At 36.1% G+C, this 23750-nt stretch carries 21 protein-coding genes and 2 pseudogenes; all 23 read left to right on the top strand.

The window, feature by feature from the left end; all coding sequences use genetic code 11:
* The first annotated feature begins 702 nt into the window (after positions 1–702).
* Positions 703–1035: a type IV conjugative transfer system protein TraE gene (traE, locus tag FTX43_RS14105; RefSeq protein WP_002322486.1), complete on the top strand. Its 333-nt coding sequence runs from the start codon at positions 703–705 to the stop codon at positions 1033–1035.
* Between the two features lie 618 nt (positions 1036–1653).
* Entirely contained in the window at positions 1654–1995 is a 342-nt protein-coding gene (locus FTX43_RS14100; protein WP_002311521.1) for a DUF5406 family protein, read from the top strand.
* Positions 1996–2013: 18 nt separating this feature from the next.
* A complete protein-coding gene (locus FTX43_RS14095) occupies positions 2014–2304 on the top strand; it encodes a hypothetical protein (RefSeq protein WP_002311523.1) in 291 nt (96 codons plus the stop codon).
* Between the two features lie 191 nt (positions 2305–2495).
* Entirely contained in the window at positions 2496–2729 is a 234-nt protein-coding gene (locus FTX43_RS14090) for a hypothetical protein (RefSeq protein ID WP_002311524.1), read from the top strand.
* 66 nt (positions 2730–2795) lie between these two features.
* Positions 2796–3049 (top strand): annotated as a pseudogene (locus FTX43_RS15340) (hypothetical protein).
* A gap of 85 nt (positions 3050–3134) precedes the next feature.
* Positions 3135–3806, top strand: a complete 672-nt coding sequence (locus tag FTX43_RS14085) for a class A sortase (RefSeq protein WP_002338747.1) — start codon at positions 3135–3137, stop codon at positions 3804–3806.
* 52 nt (positions 3807–3858) lie between these two features.
* Positions 3859–5834 (top strand): annotated as a pseudogene (locus FTX43_RS14080) (pilin N-terminal domain-containing protein).
* Between the two features lie 14 nt (positions 5835–5848).
* Entirely contained in the window at positions 5849–6601 is a 753-nt protein-coding gene (locus FTX43_RS14075; protein ID WP_002293487.1) for a class C sortase, read from the top strand.
* A 15-nt stretch (positions 6602–6616) separates the two neighbouring features.
* On the top strand, positions 6617–7378 hold the full coding sequence (locus FTX43_RS14070) for a pilin N-terminal domain-containing protein (protein ID WP_002293488.1): 762 nt from the start codon (positions 6617–6619) through the stop codon (positions 7376–7378).
* Positions 7379–7390: 12 nt separating this feature from the next.
* The gene (locus FTX43_RS14065; protein WP_002293489.1) at positions 7391–7651 is read left to right on the top strand and encodes a hypothetical protein; all 261 of its coding nucleotides are present in this window, start codon (positions 7391–7393) and stop codon (positions 7649–7651) included.
* Positions 7648–9738, top strand: coding sequence for an isopeptide-forming domain-containing fimbrial protein (locus FTX43_RS14060; RefSeq protein WP_002345834.1), 2091 nt, complete (start codon positions 7648–7650; stop codon positions 9736–9738). The genes FTX43_RS14065 and FTX43_RS14060 overlap by 4 nt, the downstream gene beginning before the upstream one ends.
* A gap of 26 nt (positions 9739–9764) precedes the next feature.
* Entirely contained in the window at positions 9765–10229 is a 465-nt protein-coding gene (locus FTX43_RS14055) for a hypothetical protein (RefSeq protein WP_142966042.1), read from the top strand.
* Complete coding sequence (locus FTX43_RS14050) at positions 10226–10468, top strand: DUF5415 family protein (protein ID WP_002305229.1); 243 nt, start codon at positions 10226–10228, stop codon at positions 10466–10468. The genes FTX43_RS14055 and FTX43_RS14050 overlap by 4 nt, the downstream gene beginning before the upstream one ends.
* A 17-nt stretch (positions 10469–10485) precedes the next feature.
* Positions 10486–10788, top strand: coding sequence for a hypothetical protein (locus tag FTX43_RS14045; protein ID WP_002295662.1), 303 nt, complete (start codon positions 10486–10488; stop codon positions 10786–10788).
* Positions 10789–10857: 69 nt separating this feature from the next.
* The gene (locus FTX43_RS14040) at positions 10858–12912 is read left to right on the top strand and encodes a hypothetical protein (RefSeq protein ID WP_047929777.1); all 2055 of its coding nucleotides are present in this window, start codon (positions 10858–10860) and stop codon (positions 12910–12912) included.
* Positions 12912–15521: a VirD4-like conjugal transfer protein, CD1115 family gene (locus FTX43_RS14035; RefSeq protein WP_002305162.1), complete on the top strand. Its 2610-nt coding sequence runs from the start codon at positions 12912–12914 to the stop codon at positions 15519–15521. The genes FTX43_RS14040 and FTX43_RS14035 overlap by 1 nt, the downstream gene beginning before the upstream one ends.
* A complete protein-coding gene (locus tag FTX43_RS14030) occupies positions 15518–17890 on the top strand; it encodes a pLS20_p028 family conjugation system transmembrane protein (protein ID WP_147607143.1) in 2373 nt (790 codons plus the stop codon). The genes FTX43_RS14035 and FTX43_RS14030 overlap by 4 nt, the downstream gene beginning before the upstream one ends.
* A gap of 51 nt (positions 17891–17941) precedes the next feature.
* A complete protein-coding gene (locus FTX43_RS14025) occupies positions 17942–18274 on the top strand; it encodes a hypothetical protein (protein WP_002295656.1) in 333 nt (110 codons plus the stop codon).
* Positions 18275–18868, top strand: coding sequence for a hypothetical protein (locus tag FTX43_RS14020; protein ID WP_002307538.1), 594 nt, complete (start codon positions 18275–18277; stop codon positions 18866–18868).
* A 162-nt stretch (positions 18869–19030) separates the two neighbouring features.
* A complete protein-coding gene (locus tag FTX43_RS14015; protein WP_113813401.1) occupies positions 19031–21055 on the top strand; it encodes a VirB4 family type IV secretion system protein in 2025 nt (674 codons plus the stop codon).
* Complete coding sequence (locus tag FTX43_RS14010) at positions 21055–22260, top strand: glucosaminidase domain-containing protein (protein ID WP_002375735.1); 1206 nt, start codon at positions 21055–21057, stop codon at positions 22258–22260. Before FTX43_RS14015 ends, FTX43_RS14010 begins: the two co-directional genes overlap by 1 nt.
* 15 nt (positions 22261–22275) lie before the next feature.
* Positions 22276–22920, top strand: a complete 645-nt coding sequence (locus FTX43_RS14005) for a hypothetical protein (protein WP_002339834.1) — start codon at positions 22276–22278, stop codon at positions 22918–22920.
* A 10-nt stretch (positions 22921–22930) separates the two neighbouring features.
* Complete coding sequence (locus FTX43_RS14000; protein ID WP_002293510.1) at positions 22931–23737, top strand: hypothetical protein; 807 nt, start codon at positions 22931–22933, stop codon at positions 23735–23737.
* Positions 23738–23750 lie beyond the last annotated feature (13 nt).

Here is a 23750-nt window from a genome sequence, read left to right as displayed (position 1 = left end):
AAAATATTATGATAAAAATCACAAACGTAGCCTTTTACGTCATAAGTGTTAAAAGAAATAATTAATTTCAAATATAGAAAAGGGAACGTATGTTTGCATACTCCTTTTTTTTGAGTTATAATAATACGCGAAGAGAGATAATTTCATTATTTAAACAAGCTAAAAATCTTGATATTACTTCTTTTCAGGCAATACGAATATTATTCGCTTACATTTTTTGTATAAATTTAATTGTCTGCTATGCTTGTGATGAATTGATTTTCGTTCTGCACTTTTGGATGATAAATTTGGACAATTGAAAATACAAAAAAAAGAAAGGCGGTATGAACTCGGAAGGCTGGTAACCTTCGTCAGCGTTCATACACGGCATTAAGATTTGGCCCTTAATGCGTTAACCTTTCAGTGTTACGGTATTACCCGCAATGGATTTAGTATAACAGATATTCAAAAGTGATACCACTTTTTTTGGCTGTGTTAAGGTTAAAAATACGTGATATTACGATGAATCTATGCCTAAGCATAATGTTATAAAAATGTCCGTGTGGCTCTTTGCCGTATGACGAACGCTGAAATTAGAGGGAACGCATGTTTGGATGCGTTCCCTCTTTTTTGTTTGTCATGAACGAAAATCAATTCTCTATTTTTGAAAAATAACAAGAAAAACTTGTTAAAAATATTTAAAGAAATTGGGTGGTTTATTTTATGTCATATACAGGAATTTTGAGTCTCAAAGATATTTGTCACTACGGTAAACGGTGTACCGCTACAGAGAAAATCACGAAGAAACTATCAACTGGCCAAAGTAAAACCGTTGTGCAGTGTAAGAAATATATAATCCAGAAAGACAAAGTCTCAGAGGAAATGATTTATTACATTGGGAAACAAAAGCAAATAATTTTAAAAGATCCTATCCCCTTAAAAGAGCTATATCCAACAATCAAACATGTTTATGACCAAAACGGTGTACTGATTGGTCGAAGAAAAAATGGAGTCTTGCGTTGTACCGCAAAAGGGATGGGGCGTTTAATCAGCTGAATTGATCATTCTCATAACTTGTATTTTATCGTTTTTCGCTTGCTTGAAAATATTGTCGAGACTTCTAAAAGAACTTAGAATCATTAGAAAAATAAGGAGTAGACTTGATCTATCAACAATTTCCTTCGGGGAGTGACGGGGTAGATTTTTACGATTGGTAACGTAAAAAATTGGTCAATCGAGTAAATGCGCTTGTTTGGATAGTGGTGAAATGAATTTGTGTAAATAATATACACAGAGTAAACAAGAGGGAATTTAGAGGTTAGACAAGTTAGAATAGCGCCTAGATTAATCATGAGCAGCTACTAAGGGATCTAGGCTTTGACGCAAACTCATGGAATAAGGAGTAGGTCTTCTCGTAATGGGGAGGACGCACAAGAAATTGTGTCGTGTGCTGCAGTACATGTAGATACTTGCGAGGACGTTGGTCATTGGATCAATCGAGCATTTACCGCTGTCTACTAGGGTTTCTCGTTTCGGACGCCATAAACGAGTCGATATTTTTTATGTATTTTTAAGTAAACGAAAAACGATAAAATATGAACGAGTCCTGAATAAAGTGAAAAAATTGATATAAAACATAGAGAAAATGAAATTTACGTAATGGAGGAATGACAAATGAAAAATTATGATCCGAATATACGATTGGGCACACATACTATTAAGGTTTCTTTCCAACGTTGGGATTACAAAGGTTTTGTGACGTTTAGAAGAGGCGGAAATTGTAAAGGATTAGATGTTTTAGCATTAAACGAGGATGATTTATACGATCAAACATTGACTGATAATCCAATTGGATTCGGCTTGCTACCTGAAGATGATGAAGGTAATGAATGGTTTAAAATGACGCTTATGAATGATAATGGAGACGAATTATCTGTTGAAGATACTTGGTCATATTTGAGTGATTATATTGTCAGCGTTGAAATCATTGAATTTGTAGCGGATAAAGAAGAATAAAAACTGGAGGAATAAATTATGAAATTTTTCGAAGTAAAATCACCATACTATTATGCGTTAATCGCAGCAAAGAATGAAGAAGAATGTGCAGAATTGTATGAACAAGTAGTAACAGATATCGAAAATCGTGAAGAATTTATTCGATGTTTGCATGAGTTAAATCGAAATGAAGCAATTCAAGAGGATGCGAAAAAAATTAGTGAAGAAACGTTACAACCAATCGGTATGGAGGAAGCTACAAAAGACATTTTTACAATTATTGATGAACAAAAATCTTGTGTATTAAGCATTGATTCTACATTGGTTTAATAGATCCAAGATTCTATAATTTTTTTCAAAGTAAAAAGAAATTAGGTAATGATTCTCAGACCAATTACTTAGGAAAATAACCATACAAATTAGATTTTACAGATAAAGGATTAGAAGGAATCACGGCGATTAATAAAAAGGTAGTATTACCTTAGGCATTGAGTAAGGAATTTATTTAGGAGGAAAATTAGATGGCGCGACCAGTTTTAGATGCGATGGATATGGATACTTTGACAAAAGGAAGGTATGTACAGCTGTTAGCTCGTGGTTATTCACCTAAAGATGTATTCAAAGCCCTATCTAAAGGAACAGATATGGAAAAAGAAAGATTACGAAAAGAATTCGACTATTGGAGAGAGCATAACGGAATAAAAGATTTAAAACCAGCACGTCCAGTTATTAGACGAAAAAAATTGAAGAAGTAAGACCAAAGCGTATGGCGTACATAGGCTTTTTTATTTTGATAAAAATAATGAAAGGAAGGAAAACTCATGAATTGTAAAGAAATCGAAAATAGAAAAAAAGTGTCGAAAGAAATGGAAGAAAAGTTACTAAAAACAATGAAACAAAAACAATGAAACAAAAACACCTTAAAAGATTATCTGTCGCGCAATATATCAATGATATGCAGTTAACAGGAAAAGAGAAAGCTTGTTTGTTAGGTTCAATGAAAAACTTTGAACAGTTGAGACGAACTTATGTGAAAAAAAGTTCTAATTGTCAACTATTGTTAGAAGTCTCATGACATTCATTAATAGAATTCATTTTTAAAACTTTTTCTATGGAAATGAGAAAAAGTTTTTTTGTTTTGTCTGAAAGGAGGCAGATGGATGAAAAAATGGTTATTTGGTTTTTTAGGAGTCGCTTTAATCGTCTTTTGCAGTGTGTTTGGCTATGTTAGCTACCAAAAACATGAAGGAGAGGTATTTAAGCAAAATATAGAAAAAAAGATGCCCGTAGATCAAATCAATGCACATGCAAAGAGTTATAAGGAGGATGCAACGAACGTCAATAATGATATGTCTTTGGGGCAAATGTTGTCCATACAAAAAGAAGCAATCGAAATGGGCGTCAATAAACAAGTATTTGCACAAATTCAGATTCCTGCACTTGGTTTAGCATTGCCAATTTTTAAAGGGGCAAATCAATACACTTTGAGTCTTGGAGCGGCTACTTATTTTTATGAAGATGCCGAAATGGGCAAAGGAAACTATGTCCTAGCAGGTCATAACATGGAAATGCCAGGTGTTTTATTTTCTGATATTCAGAAGTTGTCATTAGGGGAGGTGATGGACTTAGTTAGTAACGATGGCGTCTATCGTTACAAGGTAACGCGTAAATTTATCGTACCTGAGTACTTTAAATTAATCGATGGCGTTCCTGAAGAGAACTCTTTCTTGTCTTTGCCAAAGAAAGGAGAGAAACCCTTATTAACGTTGTTTACTTGTGTCTATACGTCACAAGGAAAAGAAAGATACGTGGTACAGGGAGAGCTACAATAACAAGGTTTTAATCAACGCGAGTCGTTGAAATATGAAATGAGGAGAGTAAAAAATGGCAATAAATCGGTATGTAAAAAAAGCTGGAATGCTTATTGGAATGTTAGGAATCATTGCAGGCTGCTTTCAGGGATATCGAGCATATGCAGAAGATATCACGCAAAAAACGCCACCAGAGAAGGTCAATATCACGGTTCATAAATTAATGTACGATCAAGGAACGCAATTGAATGTTGATATTGACGGGATCAAAAACGATGGTTATACGCACGATCAATATCCTACAGGTGTAACGAAATACAACAAGGCAGATTATGGTGATGTTGAGTTTACGTTAGGAAATATTACGGATCAAGTATTACCGACTGAAGATTCTGATCTAACCAACGCGAAAGTGGACGAAATCGTTAAAGATGTAGAAGACAAGGGATCTAACAGTGAGTACGTCAAGAATGCAACCAATAAAATTACTTCAGCTGTAGATGAAAATGGTGAGATCACTTTTGCTGATCAACCAGCCTATGTCAATTCCAAAGGGAATGTATATGTGGTTTATGAAAGTAAATCCGCTGCTGGATTAGTCACACAAAAAGCAAAACCAATGGTTGTGATTGCGCCAATGACTGATAATACAGGTTCAGGTTTTTTAAAAGACATTCACTTATATCCTAAAAATATTGTTTCTAAGTTGAGTTTTGAATTAACGAAATTTGGTGACGATGGCACAGCTCAAAGCAAACAAACACCTTTAAAAGGGGCAAAATTTGAGTTATACAAGGGCGAACCTGGAAAAGGAACAAAATTAGGAGATCTTGTATCGGATGATCAAGGAAAGCTGACTGCTACTGATTTGACGTTAGGAAAATACTATTTTGTGGAAGTTCCTTCAGAAGTTGTAGTGGGATCAGATAAAGAACCAACAGCAGATCAATATTTATTAGGCGCAGACGCTCGCAACGATGCGCACAATAAATTAACCTTTGAAATTACGAATGATGGCGTGACAAGTGACTTAAAAGCTTCATACGTAAACTATAAAGCACCAGTGATCGATAAAACAGTAACAAATGGAACAGGACAAGAACATTCTTTCCAAATTGGTGACGCAGTAAATTATCAAGGAACGATTCATATCCCAACAGACATTGCAGGAGGAGCAGACGGTATCACAGTAAACGGAGTGAAAAGCGAAACTTCTCCTTACAGTGTATTTAAATGGGGGATACAGCAGGACAAGGACTTTCTTATGTCGCTGCTAAAGCAAATATCAAAGTAACAAATAAAGATGGATCTGTGGTATTAAAAGAAAATACAGATTATAAAATCCAAAATTCAGAAAATGGCTTTGTGATCGATTTTATCGTGAATAATGGCCAAGTAAGTGATACTGTAGCAAGTTTACACGGACAAGATCTTCAAATGACTTATAACATGTATGTAAATGATAGCGCAGCTGTTGCCAATCCATTAACAAATAGCGTGGATTTCGTTTATAACAACAATCCATTTAATCAGGAAGAACACCACGAAAAAACGAAAGCTGACGTTGTGACTTATGGTGCAAAATTCTTAAAAGTCGATAGCGGACTATTTGGAACAGGAATCAAAGCAACACCGCTTGAAGGCGCAGAATTTGCTGCTAAAAACGCAGAAGGAAAATATTATGGTGGATTAGTTGATACGGATAAAGACGGTGTCAAAGAAGCAGTATGGGTAGACGATGTAGCAAATGCAGCGATCCTAAAATCAGATAAAGAAGGTCACTTTGAAATCACTCGTTTAACTGAAGGTGAATATTCATTGGAAGAAACAAAAGCGCCTGAAAACTATCAAAAATTAACGAAAGAGATCTCTTTCAAAGTAGACAAAGATTCATACAAAGAAGAAAACCGAATCACGATCAAAAACAATCAAAAAGTTTCCGTACCAATGACTGGTAGCAACGGTTTTCAAACGTATGTATTAATCTCTTGCTTGTTGCTAGGAGCAGGGGCACTTTCTGCAGTTGTTTACTTTAAGAAGAAAGCCTAGAAGGATCAAAACCAATGATTATCAGGAAGCCTAAGAAAAAGCGAATCATGGGTAAATGGATCATTGCTTTCTGGTTACTTTCAGCTGTAGGTGTCTTACTTTTGATGCCTGCTGAAGCGAGCGTGGCGAAATACCAACAAAATCAGCAGATTGCCGCAATCGATCGAACAGGAACGGCAGCAGAAACGGATTCTTCTTTGGATGTTGCTAAGATTGAGTTAGGCGATCCTGTTGGTATTCTTACAATTCCAAGTATTTCTTTAAAACTACCAATTTATGACGGAACGTCCGACAAAATTTTAGAAAATGGTGTAGGTATTACGGAAGGAACTGGTGATATTACAGGAGGAAACGGTAAAAATCCTTTAATCGCAGGTCATAGTGGACTTTATAAAGATAATCTTTTTGATGATTTACCTTCAGTAAAAAAGGGAGAAAAGTTTTATATCAAAGTTGATGGTGAGCAGCACGCTTATCAAATCGATCGGATTGAGGAAGTGCAAAAAGACGAACTACAAAGAAACTTTGTCACTTACTTAGAACCAAATCCCAATGAAGATCGAGTAACGCTAATGACATGTACGCCTAAGGGGATCAACACACACCGTTTTCTAGTGTATGGGAAGCGAGTAACCTTTACAAAATCAGAATTAAAAGATGAAGAAAATAAGAAACAAAAATTATCATGGAAATGGCTTTTAGGAAGTACTGTTTTTCTTTCAGTCATGATCATTGGTTCGCTATTTGTTTATAAAAAGAAAAAATAAAGGAGGGTAACCAACATGAGAAATAGAAAATGGCTATTTGTTTGTGCAGCCGCTCTTTTTACTTTCACTGCCTACACACAGTTGACGGTTGCAGACAGTCAAGAAAGCACGGATAGCACAGAACAAACAATCCAAACGTCAGATAGCAGCGCGATTCAAAGCAGCGATGAAACCGTCGATTCGTCAACAGTTGATTCTTCAGAAGAACCTAAAATTGCTGAAGACGATCAAATAGTCAAACAGACCATTCACGTTCAAAAAATTATTTCTTCCGAACAATTAGACAACCAGGGGCAAAAGCTTGAAAAACAAGAAGGAGTAAATGGCGCGAAGTTTTCTGTTTATGATGTATCGGACATTTTACAAAAGATGGATGTTAAGGATCTCACTACTGACCAAATTGAATCCCAATTAAAAGATCGAGTGAAAAAACTATCCAGTGATCAACTGAAGCTAATTTCTAATGGAGAAACAAAGACAATTGATCAACAAACAGGTGTCTTTGAATTCTCGGTAGAAGTACAGGCAAATCAGAAACAAGCTTATTATATTGTCAATGAATCAAGTCCTGAAAACATTTCTAATAGCGAGGATATTTTGCTATTAACACCTGTTTCTGATAAAAATGGTGAATTCTTAAAGGATGTGTGGATTTATCCTAAATCAGAAGCTTCGCAACCTAAAGAAGAAGTAAAAAAAATCGTATCTACTGGCGTAAAGAAAAACTTCTTTGAGAATTGTTGGGATTTTGTTACTCACTTGTTTTCTAGAGATTAAGGAAGAAATAAGATGAAACTGATCAAATTATTATTATTCAATCTTTCTTGTTTAACCGCAGTCTTTTTGTACTGCGGTTTATTATTTTCTCAACTATCTATTTTGCCAAGCTACCAACTATACCTAATGAGGATTTTAAACATACCAGCTGCTTCCATGCCGCTAGATATTATGGAAAAGCTCATTAGGAATCCATTATTTACTACGATCAATTTGATCGTTATTGTCGGAATTTCACTAGTCATTTATAAAAAAGAGGGGATGAAGGGATGAATTTTAAACACTCGTGGACAAGACGGTTAAAATATGTTTTTCCCATAATGATGATGTTAGGTACATTGTTTGGGTTAAAAACAGCCAATGTCTTTGCTGAAAAAGTTATTGTCGATCCGTCAAATCCAATCCAGAACGTAAAGAATAATTTTATTATTCCAAAAGATGTTCCTAATGCAAAAACAAATATTACTGTAAACGGAGCGTCAAAAGTTTACAAATATCATGTTGATGCCAACAAAGGTGGTTTTACAGACGACTACGTAGGATTAGTGGAGGGAAACAAAAATATACGCTATCCTTCTTTCCAAAAGGAATACGGTGAAACAAACCTTGTTTTAGAAGGCGTAACAACAAACACCAAAGTCAATATTGACTATGGAAAAATCGGTACGTATAACGGGAAAAAAGTCAATATCAAGCTAGTTTTATCTAATATTCACTTATACTCGGATACGTTGCCGTGGAATCTACTAGATAATAACTATACAAAAACTCATTTTCGAGACGATGGCTATAAAAATACGAATGGTGCAATGAGTAAATCTAAAAAAAGAACAGTACTTTGGATCTCAGACAATCTTTTCTCAGGAATTGTTTACCATTCAACACAAATGAATGTGCAGCTAGTAGCCACATATGAGGACGGTAGCCCCGTTCAATTTTCAGGAGATACATTTATCAGTTTTAACTCTTTGAACCCTGCAGGAGGAAAAAGCACGGATCTTAAAGGAGAATATACCCACTATGACAAAATGAATACAACAGATTGGTATGTCAGAAAAGATACGGTTCTTTCAGAATTTAAATCTTTCTACAACAATCTGAACGTGGTAGGTGGCCACCCAGGAGGAAGCTCTAAGCTGACACAAGCGGATAATGATTTCAATAATTTGCATGATAAATTAGGAGATCCGAAGTTTGGTCAAGGTACTGTGTCCTTTAAAATATCTGAAGCAAATCCGACGTTTGTGATTGGTTCTTCTAATGTTCAAACCTGGTTTACTTTATCTTCTGCGACAATCTTTAGTGTTGTTCCTGATCAACCTGAAAAAACAGGGGTTGATAAAAATGGAAATAACGTGAACGATAACATGTTGCAAGTAGGAGACACGATTCAATATCGAATCAAACAGAAGGTGAATCGATTGGGAGTGGATTTACTAGCGGTTTACGATCGATTTGAGTTAATCGATAATTTACCAAAAGAAGTAGATTACGTCGATGCACACGTTGAAAGTGGTACAAATAAAAAATTCGATGTATCTGGTGAAGTGACCTATGACAAAACAAAACACCAGGTAAAATATGCAGCGAAAGCTGATACATTAAAAAATCGAATGAAGTATAACGGCGAAACTTACGAATTAGTGATCAATGTAAAAGTCAATGAATTGGCCAATCAAAATAGTGTAGCCAAAAATCAGGGAACGTCGATCATTAATAAAGTAGAAAAGGATACAAATATCATTACCGTTTATTTCCCTAAAATTCCAGTGAAAGAAGTACAACAAAATGGAAAAGATGTAAACGGACGAAATGACGGTAAGAAGGGTACGCCGACAGCTCCTTTAAACGCAGGATCTGAAGTACAATATCTAGTCACACAAAAATGGCACACAAAAGGCGTAGACGCTGCGTCAGATCACTACAAACAATTTAGTATTCAAGATCCAATTGAAGCTCGTTTGACATATAAAGAAGTTTCTGCGCAAGTAATAGATAAGAGTAAAGGAAAAGATATTACTTCTGAAGGCACACTAACCTATGATAGCAATTTAAGAACGCTGAAGTGGGAAGCTTCCGCTGACTTCTTAAGTAACAATCTTTTAGATGGACGAGAAATTCAGCTGATATTTACAGCTAAAACTCCATTACAATCAGAAAAAAATATTGATAACCAAGCCGTAGTAGCAGTAGATAATGTTTCTAATAAAACAAATGTTGTGACAATTGGGGTTGATCCTAACTTGCCACAGGTCATTGTTCCTAAAACAGGTTCTACACATTTAGTAACGATTTCAGCGGTCAGCTTACTATTACTTGTGTTAGCAACTTTTAGTTATGCGGTTCTGAGATACATTTAAAATAAAAAAACGAAAGAATGAATAAAATGAAAAAGTTAATAATAGTAGTTACTTCCTTGATTGCCATGATTGTTATTTTAGTCGGATGTAGTAATGAAAAAAATAGACAAACTAATCAAGATAATGGCGTATTGAAATCAGGAACTATGTGGAAAGAAGAAGTAGGTGGTCTTGTTTATAATTTGAAAATTATAGACGAGACTACCTGGGAATACTCTGAGAGTGTATGGCATCCAGATCCTGTACAAATAACAGTCAAGAGGCAAAAAGACTATAAAGGTTTAGAAAGATACAAAATAGTAGATTCAGCTGGTGTTAGGGAATTTATAAACAAATCTGATTCTTTATTTATTGTTGTTCCCTATGAGAAGAATGGCGTAAAAAAAATAATTTTTCTTGGATCTAGCAAGGATGAAAAGCGAACGAAAGAGAAATTGATTCACGATGGATCACAATCCAATAAATATAAGTTACAAAAGACTAGCGAGTGATTGCTAGTCTTTTTATTTGTCCTGAAGGAGGAATCACAGTGGCAAAAGCTAAAACGCCATTTGAAAAAGCCGCGTCTAAAATCTTAGAACGCCGCGGTGTATCTGAAACACAGTGGAAACAAGAAGTCCTTGAAAAAGCACAATTTGACCTATTACGGGGAAAAGACAAGGACTTAGAAGGATATATCTATCAACGTGAACGTGAAAAGCTTGTTTTCGATGAAATTATTAAACACTAAAAGGAGCGAACAATTTTATGTTTGAATCAATTACAATGAATTTTTTAACACAACCGAAAGTAGTAGCTGCGGTTGATATTTTTAGAGCATTACAAACTGCCGCAACTAGTTTAAAAAACAATCTGATGATTTTTGCTGCTGCTGCGGCCGTTGCTTCCATTGTTATTGGGGGTCTTTTCTTCCTATTTGGACGAAGAGGAGCTGAAAATGGGAAGATGCACGTAGGCTATGTATTGATGGGGGTAGGAGTTATTTTAGCAGCAGCTTCTATTGTGGTTTCGTTATTTGGATTGTTTGGACAAACACCTCAAGGATTATAAGAAAGTAAAAAAGTAGGAGTAAGAAGTAGTCGATACTTTTTACTCCTTTTTTATGAAAGGAGAATACTCATGTACTTTACGATTGCAGGCAATACCAAAACAGATAAAGAGTTAATAAAAAAAGCAACGAAGGAAGTAGGAAAGCGTACTTCTTTTTTACCGAAAACAATTAAATATTCTGTCATTGAAACGGAAGAACAGCTACATGTGTTAGGGAAAGTACTGGAACACGAAAGTCGATCTTCTGTTAAGTTGACTCTCACGTTACATGACACAGAAGGAAAAATAGAGAAAGCTGGTACAGAATACGTTTTTGGCCCACTGGATTATCAAATTTCAGAAGGTTTCTATCCTACATTGATGGATTTAATCCGCCTTGATGTGTTTAAAGAAACGGATGAAACTATGAGTGTGGAAGAGTCTTATCGAAACGAAAAACTTTTACAAGTTTTAGAAGAAGAGTTAGAGAGCGACCAAAGAAAAGTGAATCAAGGGAGTGAAGTCGAAGTAAATGAAGAAGTACCATGGGAACGACCAATATTTCCAAAGAAGGAGTCAAAAGAAAAAGAGACAGTCTATGTTGACGAACAAGCTGATATTCCGACTCAGAAATCGATATTTGAGGAAGAGAACGATGTGATGGGTCAATTGGAGGTAGATCCCTTTGAAGAAACAATGGAGGATGAAGAGACGGCCGAAGTAGAAGTTGATCCAGTTGAAGCTAATGAAGAGTCAATATGGACTGAAGGGGATTCTCAGGAATATATTGAACCACTTATCAGTGAAGAAGTAGAGAAAAACGAAACAGAGATACAAAAGGCAACTGTATTTGATTATATTTTGGATCAATATCCGCCAGAGCATGAATGGATGAAAGAAAAAAACAAATTATTTTTAAATGGGCTTTATTCGAAATATCAATTACCCCAAACCTATCAAGCATTTTTAGAGAGTAAAGAAGAATTAATCTCACAGGGTAAAGGCACACTTTTAGAACAGTTAGAGTCTGTCCAATCAACAAATTGGCATGAGCTTGCACAAGAAGATTTATTAGCCACCTTTGAAGAACGTCAACAAGAAACAGATCAAGAAATTAATGAGTATGCGACGGAACAGTCGTCTAATTGGGAGAAAGCAAAAGAGGAACTAAATAAAGAAGAACAGCGAGTGATTGAAGAAGAAGTACAAAAAATTAAAGAGCGATACGAAAAGAAACGCGACAATGCGTATTCCTTGTGTGTAGAAAAGATCAATAATTTTACTCAGACGAATCAAGAAGCGTTATCGAAAGAAAAAGAAAACTTGTTAAAAGAACGTATAAGAGAACGAAAAGAAGAATTTTATCAAGGTTTGCGTACAGATAAGCTAAAGATTAGCAAAGAATTAAATGAGCAACTGAATAAGCTATATCAAACAACGACTGAAGTTCTTATGGAAAAACACGAGCAGATCCAGCAAGAATTACAAGTACAAATTTCAAAATGGAAAAAAGAGTATGAAATTCAACAACGAGAATTGAAAGAACAAGAAGAAAAACAACGGCAAAAAGAAAAAGAGCGCGAACAATTAGAATTAAAAAAACGTGAACAGGATCTTGCGGAACAAAAAATGGCGATAGAAAAACAACGGTTAGAGCAAGAAAAGGAAAAAGAAGCAGCTGCTCGTAAGGAACGTCAAGAACAAATGGATACATTGCGACAAGCACAGTTAAATTATCTAGCACAACCTCAACCAGTAGCTGCTGTTCAAACGCCAGTGAACAACCAAGCAAATTTAACTCCTTCACCACAGCGTTCCTTTAACGGATGGATGGTGGGATGTATTGCAAGTTTAAGCTTGCTTCTAGGTGGAGGAACAGTATTTGCTTTTAATCATATCAATCAATCTTCACAGGCTGATTCTGTGGCCACAACGACGTCAATCAAGGAAGAAGCCCAAGAACAAGCAAGAAAAGAGTATGAACAACAATTAGAAGAATTATTGAATCGTACCAATCAGTCAACAACAGAGTCAAGTATGGAAAATAGCAAAGAGAGTGATCCTAGTAAGGCTAAAGAAGGATCAAGCGATTCAACTGTACAATCAAACACTTCCGAAAGTTCAGAATCAAATGAGGTGAAATAATGCGTGTTAGAGAAACAACGAGACGAAAAGACAAACGATTCAATTTAGAAAAGAATAGGTATCTTTCTCATTTCTATCGCTATACTCCTTCAGGAGAAGAGCTACCAGAAAAACATGACAAACGTATTTCTCAAAAGATTTTTTATAGTGGCTTAGCTTATCTTCCTTTAAACTATGTTGTTACAAGAATACCAGAAGCATTTCATCGATTTGAGATTATTCCAGGAAGTTTACAAGGAGTGAATATTTTTCAGTTACAAGAAATGCCGCAGTTATTCCATTTTGATTCAACTGGTTTTTGGAATCCTTTGACCCCAACAACAAGTTTAGGCACACGTTTAGTTGTTTCTACGATTTGTGTTGTTCCAGCTGTACTTATGGGATTGAAAATGGACATGTGGTTTCGTCCTCTAGCAGATGGGCAAAAAGGAGATAACCGATTAAAAACGTTAAAGGAAATCCAACAAATTTATCCGCAAATACCAGAATCAAAGGGAGGTTTTCCTGGTTATGGCGGAATACCAATTACTCATTATAAAAAGTACTGGTATATTCAGACGGATACAGTAAATACTTGTATTGTTGGTACTTCCCGTTCAGGGAAAGGACAGATAGAAGTTTTAGCAACCATTGACAATTTGTCTCGTGCAGAAAGACAAAGTTCAATGGTTGTTAATGATCCAAAAACAGAATTATATGTTGCTAGTAAAGATGAACTAGAAGCTAGAGGGTATGATGTGTATGCATTTAATATCACCGATCCACTGCAATCAATGAGTGATAATCCATTGGCACTCATCGTGAAATACTGGAAGCGAGGAGACATAGACACAGCGACACAGTTAACCAATACTTTCACGAATACGATTTATTATGATGCCAACGCTTCAGACAATAAATACTTTAACGAAAATGCGCAAAAAGCTGTCAATGCGCTTATTTTTGCGTTATTGGAACAAGCGGATCAGACAGGGGATTACTCCAAATTAACACCGAATAATCTCGTCGAACTTCTTTCTGAGATTGGTGGTTTTAATTACCAAGATCCTGATAATGAATTCAAGCAGCTCAATGCTTTAGATGAATTTATGAATCAGTTACCACCTGGAAACATAGCAAAAAAACAATATGGGGCAACAAAAATTGGTTCTGATAAAGCGAAAGGCAACATTCTATCGACAGCGATCACAGGACTAAATCCATTTACACTGACGAAAATTGCGAAAATGACTTCTCAATCAACCATTGATTATAAGTCCATTGGTTTTCCGAAGTATTTGGATCTCAAACTACACGAGAGTCTGTTAAACCAGCGAATTGTTGTAGAGTTTTATCACCAAGGAAAAAAATTTCATGAGGAACGTGTCAAAGTAGGCTATAGAGGTTTTTGTGAAATTAACTTTGATTGTCATTTAGAACAGGGAGATCATGTTTGCTTAAAATATGATCATCGAGGAAAAGAATATGTTGCTTGGTATGAGTTTTCTCAAAGAGTATTGAAAGACGAAGAGGGAAATATCGTTTATCGAAAAAAACGAGGAGAAACCCATTTGCCAGAATTAGAAAAAGAAGCCGTTCTAACATTAGATGAGGATAAAAGTAACTTATTAGTAGAGTCTATTCGGATGCACTATACCGATAAACCAATGGCTATTTTTATGCTCACACCTGATTATGATCCATCTAACCATATCATTGTTAGTATTTTTCTTAGTCAGTTGTATAAAGAATTATCTACGCAATGTGTTAAGACTAAAGGAGATAAATGTCACCGTAGGATTCATTTTATTTTAGATGAATTTGGGAATATGCCACCAATGGATAATATGGAAGGAATCATGACAGTCACAGCTGGTAGAAACATGTTGTGGGATTTGTTTATCCAATCCTATCAGCAACTTTATGCGAAGTATGGGGAACAAAACGCAGCGATTATCAAAGAAAATTGTCAGACACATATTTATATTATGTCGACAGATGATAATACCATCGAAGAATTTTCTAAAAAAGTGGGGAATAAGACGGTTGAACAAGAGAACAGTACCATCAATTCATTAGGTATGAATACTCATATCAATCGCAATGTTGATTCAGATCGTATCTTAACTCCTGAAAGAATTTCTACTTTTTTAGAAGGTGAAACGATTGTACTCGCTCCTTTAAAACGACAAGATTTGAAAGGTCATAAAATACGGCCGTATCCTATTTTTAATCATGGGGAAACGAATCTTCCTTATGCTTATCAATATATTGAAGATTTCAATCCATCGTGGGATATCAATGATATAGACATACATTGTACACATGCGGACTTGGATCTTAAGGCTTTACAAATTGATTACGATTATTTTCTACCTGATATCTATGCACGTCGACTTTATCACAATATGCACGATCAAATAGAAGAGGAAGCTAAAGAAAACATTTTTATTAAAATCGTTCAATCTTTAGACAACTCAACGGCACAAAAGTTACTTATTCAATTTTATGAAGAGAAGCAAATAGATCGTTTGCAAGAATACCTTGAAAAATTGCGTCAAAATGAAGAAATTACAGAGGTTATAAGGAAACGACTTTTGCTAGAAGCTGAAAAGGCGGTGAAAGAATGATCATTGGAGGAATATTTTCCGGCATTGCCGACTGGTGGTCAGGCTTATTTGGAGATGGGGATGCAGATCCCAAAACCGTAACGAAAGTCTTACAAGATTATGGTAATTATCTGCAGTATCAAGATGTATTCAGTTGGATTTGTAATACTTTTTTATGGGGTTTGATTAAAGGGTTATATAATCTCAATACTTTACTAGAAAAAACAATTTATCAAAGCTTTGATTTAAAAGACTTATTGAACGCCGCTGGTGTTAATGAACTGTTTCAAAGTTTGATTAGTAAGGTATTGGCTCTTTTTTGTGTCGTCACATTAATTTATTTAGGCTTAAAATTTTTTATGAGTAAACATCCACCAAAAATCAAAAATATCTTGGTTAATCTATTTATGGCCATGATTTTGATTTTTGGTGGTAGTTCTTTAATCGATGAAGGGCTAAATATTAGTAAAAACTTTTACGGAGACGTGACTGCAGCAAATAAAGCAGATAAAACTGGTTCACCTGCTTTTCAAATTATTCAAAATAATGTGATTGATGTGAGTACGTTACTAGAAAATGATCCGAACAAAGTAGAACACATACCAACAGACAAAAGAAATGCTCTCACGGCGAAAAATTTTAAAACAGCGAATATCAATGGGATTATTACACCTGATCAAGCTAAGAAAATGTCTGAATCAAGTGATATTAGTACAGTACAAAAAGATCGGTTAAAGGCATTACAGTATCGACTAGAGTTAGACGATAATGGGAAAGAAATTCCTGTGCAAATCAGTGATGAAGGCTTAGCCAAATATGTTTATACTTCAGGGTATCGTCGATACATTAGTAGTCCAGGGATTATTTTAGCTGGTGAATCTTCTTTGGCGGTGGCCTATTTATTTATCTTGTTTACGATTGTTACTTGTATTATTGAGCTGGTATTTAAAAAATTCTATTTAGTGATTGCCGCGTCAACGGACTTTGAGACAGGACAACGGATGAAAAGTGCTATAGAAGATATTTCTCAATCCTTCTTGTTATTGGCATTTACAATTTTAGAATTACGAATCTATACATTAATGCTTTCAGGTATTGGTGATTTGCATGCGGCAGGAAAGATCAATGGATTCTTGTATGTTGTCGCTTTGATTGTACTAACCATTGCGCTATTCAAAGGCTCTCAATCAGTTACGAAAATTTTCGGCGTTGATACGAGTCTGAAAAACGGCAGCAATTCTCTTCTTAGCATGTTTGCCTTAGGAAATATTGCGAAAAATGTGGGTAGTGGAGCTAAAAACCTTGCAAGTGCTGGTAAGAGTGGTTTAAGCAATTTAAATGATATTCGTAAAAATGGATTTGGCAATCGAAAAGATGTTACCCCTGATAACGGGGAAGAACAATCAGACGATAAAGCTACAACTGTACCTAATAGTAAGAAAACAGTTTCCGAAATGTTCGGGAAAGCGAAAAATGGTGTTTCTAAAGCCGCAGAAGGTCTTGGTTACGTCAATGAACGTGGGTTAAAAGGAACAGCTGAAGATCTTACAGAAAAAGCCAAAGACACCTTAGAAGAGAAATTAGACAGCACGAGAGCCAAAGAATTGGCTGAAGCTGTGAAGAATCCATCCGAAGCACTAGAAAAACAAAAAGAAAAAGCTTCAGAAGTCAAAGAAGGACTAAAAGATGCGTATGGTGAAGGACAAGTCAATGCAGCAGTGAAGGCAAATACAACAAGTGAAAAAGAAAATCAAGAAGGTGCAGCGATTCCTTCAGCCAAAGATCACCAAGATGAGTTGCATTCTAACGAAAATTCAGAAGAAGGACAAAATGGTCAATTACCAAAAACAGATCCAGAACAATATCGTTATAAATCTAACATTAATTCTGAAAATGAAAAGCACATTTCAGATTTACCAAAACGAAATCAAGAAGTACAAACGGATGAGGATTCCATCGATCTGCCAAATGATAATGGAGTCGAAGTTGGAACTGAAAAATCAACGAAAATTGGTTTACCTAAGGCACAAAATTTACCAATGAAAGATAGTCGTTTGAATCAATTCAAGGAGAATGATCAAAGCTTTGTTCACCAATCAACTGCAGGTACTGTTCAAATGAAATCAAGTCGTTTGCCTGAAAATGGGAATTTGACAACTATTTCTTACAATTTATCTGAAAGTGGTGAGACAGAGAATGCGTCCGTTCAAAATATTGTGACAAGAGAAGCTGCACCAAAACCTATTCAAAACGTTCATACAGGTTACAAGCCAGCAAATGTGGCATTTACTGCACCAACAAAAATAAATGTAACAAGAGAAACTAAAAACAGGAACAATGAATTGAAAGAACAACTATTGCGGGATATCAAACAGGATATCAAACCATAAAAGGCCTACAAGTTAGGCCTTTTTTCTATGTATGAAAAGGAGAAATCATTTATGGATAAATATATTAACATGAAAAATCCTCCAAGATTTAGTGGGGAATGGAAGTTTTTCGCCTTTTTCTTTTTAGATCTATTAACGCTTGGTGGTTGCTTTTTTTGGGCGAAAATAGTCAATAATCTTGTCCACTTACCACTCTTTTTTGCACTCTTGAATTATGGCTTATGGATTGCGATAGCTCTAGTGATTGTTTGGCGACCCTATAATAACCCAGGTCAACGCCAGATTTTTGCGATTATCGAATCTATTTTTTTTACGGACAAGAACCATTACCATGCCCTAGATCCTAACCGAAATTATCATGGTACGTATAAGGAGGATGAATAAATGCGAGTCAAAGGACAAAACTCTGTTGATAAGAAATCCATTTTTCAGTTTGGAAAACCAGAAGAACGATCGATCTTGGATTTATTTCCTTATAAATCCTGTACAGAAGAGGGGGTCTTAGTTACTAAAGAAGATCATTTTCAACGTTATTATCGTGTAGTTTCCACTGACGTGGAGGGATTAAATGAACAAGAGAAACTGGAACGAATGAATCAGTTGACCACCGTCATGCGTACGTATGTGCCAACAATTAAGTTAGTTAGTTTGACCACAGAAACGGATCTAACGGAGCAAATCGTACAAAAGCGGCAGTTATTAGATAAGAATCGTATGGAACAATCCTTAGGAAGAAATCTACAGCGATTAAGAAAATATGAAAAGAAATTAGTAGAGGAAATCCAAGAATTGAAACGAGCAGAACAAGAACGTCCTGACTTAAGCTTCTTTTTCATCATTGAAGGAAAGACAATCAAGGATTTACAAACCAGAAACCGTCAGTTAATGCGATCTAGTGGCATTTTAGGGTTAAAACCACTCTACAAAAAAGAATTGATCAAGATTCTTTATCGAATGAATAATATGAATGATGAGTAGGAATGGAGAAGAGAGAATGAAATATCTGTTGATATGGTTAGAAAAAGATGTTCCGAAGGAAGAGACCACTAGAAAATTTCCTCACACTTTAAGCCTGGGTAAGTTGGGAAAAGGGCAATCTTTTAACCAAGTAAAGAATCAAACAAGAAGAGGTGACTGTACATGTTAGAAGCGATTAAAACAGCTTTTTCACCACAAAATGATCAAAAAGTACTTGATCCATTAAAGCAACTAGGAAATCGGGAAATCGAAATTTTAAAATCCAAAGGGTATGATTTAGATTTTTTAAAACAAGTGATGCCACAAGGTGGATTAAATTTCGATGAAGAGTATGTGACCTATGGAAATGGTTATTCACGGTGTGTGACAGTTTATCACTACACAAAAAATCCAACGCTTTTTTGGTTGGCCAATCTCATGAACAATCCTCATACAGTGGCCACACTCGATGTTAGCACAGATGAAAAGCAAAAAGTGATTGATCAAATCAATCGTGCCTTAGATGAATTAAATGATCGATCAGATAACGAACGAAAAGCGACTGACCGAAATAAAAGCGCAGAAGAATACCTGGAACTAGCGGAATATGCCCGAAAATTGACTTCTAATGGTGAAATTTCTAAACAAGTCAAAGTGAGAGTACATGTTTACGGAAACACGATTCAAGAAGTAGATGAACGAGCGCAGGAACTGATTGAAAATCTCAAAGGGATGGATTATCGTGCGGTGACCTATCTGCATAAAACCAAACGAGATTGGCAATCGATGTTTACCATGTTCGATGAACAAGCTGAATGGTTCGGAAATATCAAAGGGCAATCACTACCATCGTTAAACATTGGCGGAGGTTTCCCGTTCCACCACCAAACGCTAAAAGATCCAGGAGGGACACAATATGGGGAAACCATGACAGGCGGCCCATTTGTCTGGAATGCGACGTATAAAAATAGTGTACGGTTGTCTACTAATACCTTGCTTCTAGGAATGATGGGAGCTGGTAAATCGACCGTTCTTAAAATGATCGCGGAAGCCCATTTAGTTGCAGGAGACTTTATTTGGGGCTTTGAAAAGGGAAAAGACTTTATTCCTTTCTTAAAGGAATATAACGGTATTATGGTGCGCTTAGACGGATCTGACGGGATGATCAATCCTTTAGAAATATTTGCCACACGGACGTATGATGAAGCATCCAGTTTATATGACGATGGATCAGTCAAAGATTTGAAGATCAATGAAGCAGCGTCCTATCAAACACACTTAGACAAAGTGGTCTATCAGGTACAGTTAGTGAGTCCTCAGCTAAAAGGAACGATGAAAGCAGAATTTAAGACCTATTTAAATCGTTTTTATGAAGAGTATGGAACAGTACCACGCGGCTTTACTTCCTCAAACTCGCGTTCAAATACTGATACGCAAGTCACAGGGAAAGATCCAGAAGCTTATCCGACATTCAAAGAATTTTTAGACTTCTTAGGACAACTGGAATTACCAGTTGCTTCCCAAGAGAAAAAGAATCGAAAAGAAGAAATGGAATCCATCGTAGAATCCTTATGTGAGACGTATGGCATGATTTTTGATGGGCATAGTACAATTCGACACCTTGACCAACAACAGTTGGTCTTTTTTGATATTGATTCAATCACTGGATTGGATCGTGGGGTGCAACAATGTCAAATGTACATGGCGATGACGTTGATTTGGAATCAGGCATTGATTCAAGGAAGAAGACAACGACGTTTAATTAAAGAAAAACAAATGGTAGAACAAGATTTCAAACGCTTCTTGGCGATGATTGATGAGTGCCATAATGCGATTAATCCAGATTTCATTGAAACGGTAAATTATGTCACAAACTTCCAACGAGAAATGCGTAAAGTAGAAGCAATGACTGTTTTAGCGACACAATCCCCACAAGAAATGGTGCCAGAAAATATGTCTTCTGATAACTTCTCGAAACTGAAGAAAGTTTTTGAATTTTCTTCTACGAAGATCTTTATGCGTATGGATGAATCTATTTTACGTCATATAGAAGGATTAGTTGGTAAATCAATGACGAACTCAGAATTAGAATCCATTCCTCAACAAAATCAAGGAGACGCTGTGATCAATTTTGGCTCAAAAGAAACCATTCGTGTTCATTTTAGTCCGAACAAACGTCAATTAAAATTGTTTGATGGAGGAAAATAATGGAAAACCAAAATGAAAGTTTAATCAAGCAGTATGTTAAGCGTCGTGCAAAGCGACGCTTATTTTTGTGGTTGTTTGGTACTTCTGCAGGTTTGATTACCATTTTGATCACTGTATTCGTGACCCTATTTTTAATACTTGCGGCTGGTTCGATTGATAATTCGGATTCAGATTCAAGCAGTGGTGGCGAAACTTTTACAGGAGAGTATTCGGAAGGATTGCCCATTTATAAAGAAATCAAAGGAAGAGGCCCTTTTTCTGATGAGATTGCGCAATATGCCGTAGGTGCAGCAGTGAAATATAAATTATTACCAAGTGTAATCCTTTCTCAATACGGTTACGAATCAGCGTTTGGTACGTCGGCGTCCGCAAGAAATGATCTCAACTATTTTGGAATTACGTGGTTTGATGGGTGTCTGTTTCCTAAAGGAACTGCGCGAGGAATCGGTGGTATTGAAGGTGGCTGGTACATGAAGTTTCCCAACTCAAAAGCAGCCTTCTCCTATTACGGCTTTATGGTAGCCACACAATCCAATTTTAATGCTTGTGTCGGAAATAAAAGCCCTGGCGCAAGCTTATTGATCTTAGGACGAGGCGGTTATGCCGCTGCAGGAATTACGGAAGATAGTCCGTATTATACAGGTTGTATGTCAATTATCACTTCTAATAAATTAACCGAATATGATGAATTCGCCATCAAACATTGGGGTGAAGGTGGCAATAACAACGGCACGATTACTGGTGAATGGACGAATCCATTCCCTGGCAGCAGTTTAGATAAAAGTTCCTTTAGCGGTGGGCAATTATTTGGAACGAATCCAGGGGGAGAGTTCCGACCAAATGGTTTCCATGACGGATTAGATTTTGGTTCAGTTGATCATCCAGGAAGTGAGATTCATGCGGTTCATGTCGGAAAAGTCGTGTACGTTGGCAATCCTGGTATTTCAGGTTTGGGCGCGTGTGTGATCGTGATTAATTACGATGGCTTGAATATGGTGTATCAAGAATTTGCGAATAGTACAGGAAATTCTTGTGTGAAAGTAGGCGATCAAGTGAAAGTTGGTCAAGTAATCGGGATACGAGATACAGCACACTTGCATTTAGGCTTCACTCGCATGGATTGGCGTCAAGCACAAGGACACGCATTCACAGGTGATGGTACATGGATCGATCCATTACCATTTTTGAATAGCAGCAAAAAATAGATCAGGAGAAAAAATATGGAAAATAAAACTTTAAAAATCGTCTTAACAGCTGCAATTAGCGTTAGTTTAATCGGCAATATCGCGTTATTTTGGCAGCTGAAAGAGGAACAAGCGACAAATACCTATAAAATTGAAGAAGTGGCTAAAAACGCGTCTGAGAAGCTCAAAAAAAATTCCTCTGAGGCACAGGCGAAGATCGACAAGTTAAATCAAACCATCAATGAGAAAAACCAAGAAATCCATCAGCTGAAGCAACAAGATGGCACAAAAGCAAAAGAGGAAGTAAATGAAGCACAAAGAAAGACGGCAGAAGAGTTCGGTCAATTGGCCATTGATAAATCATTAAGCAGAAATGAATTAACGGAAAAACTAAAAGATGTCGCAACCCAAGAAGTGATCGACAAATTAAGTCCTGCAGACGATAATCACCAACATGATGATTACGGAAGTTACTCTTTTACATTAGGTGACGTGCAAACTTACGCTCAAACAAGCAGTGTAAAAGAGGAACAAAATTTTGTTGTATTTGTTGATTATACAATCGGCAATCCTCAATTCAAAGATGTCAAACCGCAAAAAATAAAAGGTGGATTAACTGTCACTGAAAAACAAGTAGATGGTCAATGGAAAGTCACAGACTTTAGTTATTTTACTCGTTAGGAGGAAGAAAATGAGTAAGAAAAAAGGAGCAAGAGAACGTTTCAAAAAACGAAAAAGTTATCTTAGATGGCTGGGAATCTTTATGATTCTCGGCTTTTTAATTCTTGCTAGTCCGATTTATACGCATAAGAAGGTAGACATACCAGATGAGGTAAGCACGAACGCATTTTTAAACACGAAGGAACTGACGATGGTTTCAAAAGAAAAAGGAGCGAACCAGCAATTAGTTTTTGAATTTGCGATCGACGATGAAGATCAAAGCTTATTAAAAGAACTGGCTAATCTTAATTATCGCGTAGAAGTAAAGACAGCTAAAGGGGATTATCAAGCAATAAAAGCCAAAGTGATTAAGGTGTCTGATGATTATTTTGCAGTGAAGCTATCGCATGTACCAGAAGAATATATTGCTATGCGATTAACCATTATTCCTGAAAAAATTGATCCAAAGGTGGATATGCAAGAACCGCAAGATCTGATTTTTTACATTCACGAAGATAAGGTCAAAGATCACGTGAAAGACGAAGATTATGAACAACATGCGATCAATTACAAAGTGAAAGGATACAAGAAAGAACAAAAAGCAGCACAAAAACAAATTGAATCTTTCCAAGCAACCATAGATTTGAATGAAGAATTAGTGAAGAAACTAAAAGATCAGTTGCCTTATCAAGTCGCAGATGATCAGGAAAATACTGAAAATAAGATTAATGGTTACCAGCAAGAAATTGAAACATCGAAAACGCAAATGAAAGATCAAGAAGAGATCATTCAGAAACTTCAAGAAAAAATTGATCGTATTACAAAAGAAAATATTTAGTAGAACAGGTGGA

Source organism: Enterococcus sp. DA9, from assembly GCF_008000875.1.
Classification (GTDB): domain Bacteria; phylum Bacillota; class Bacilli; order Lactobacillales; family Enterococcaceae; genus Enterococcus_B; species Enterococcus_B lactis.
The sequence above is the reverse complement of the archived record's forward strand: the minus strand, read 5'-3'. Positions and strand labels throughout refer to the sequence as shown.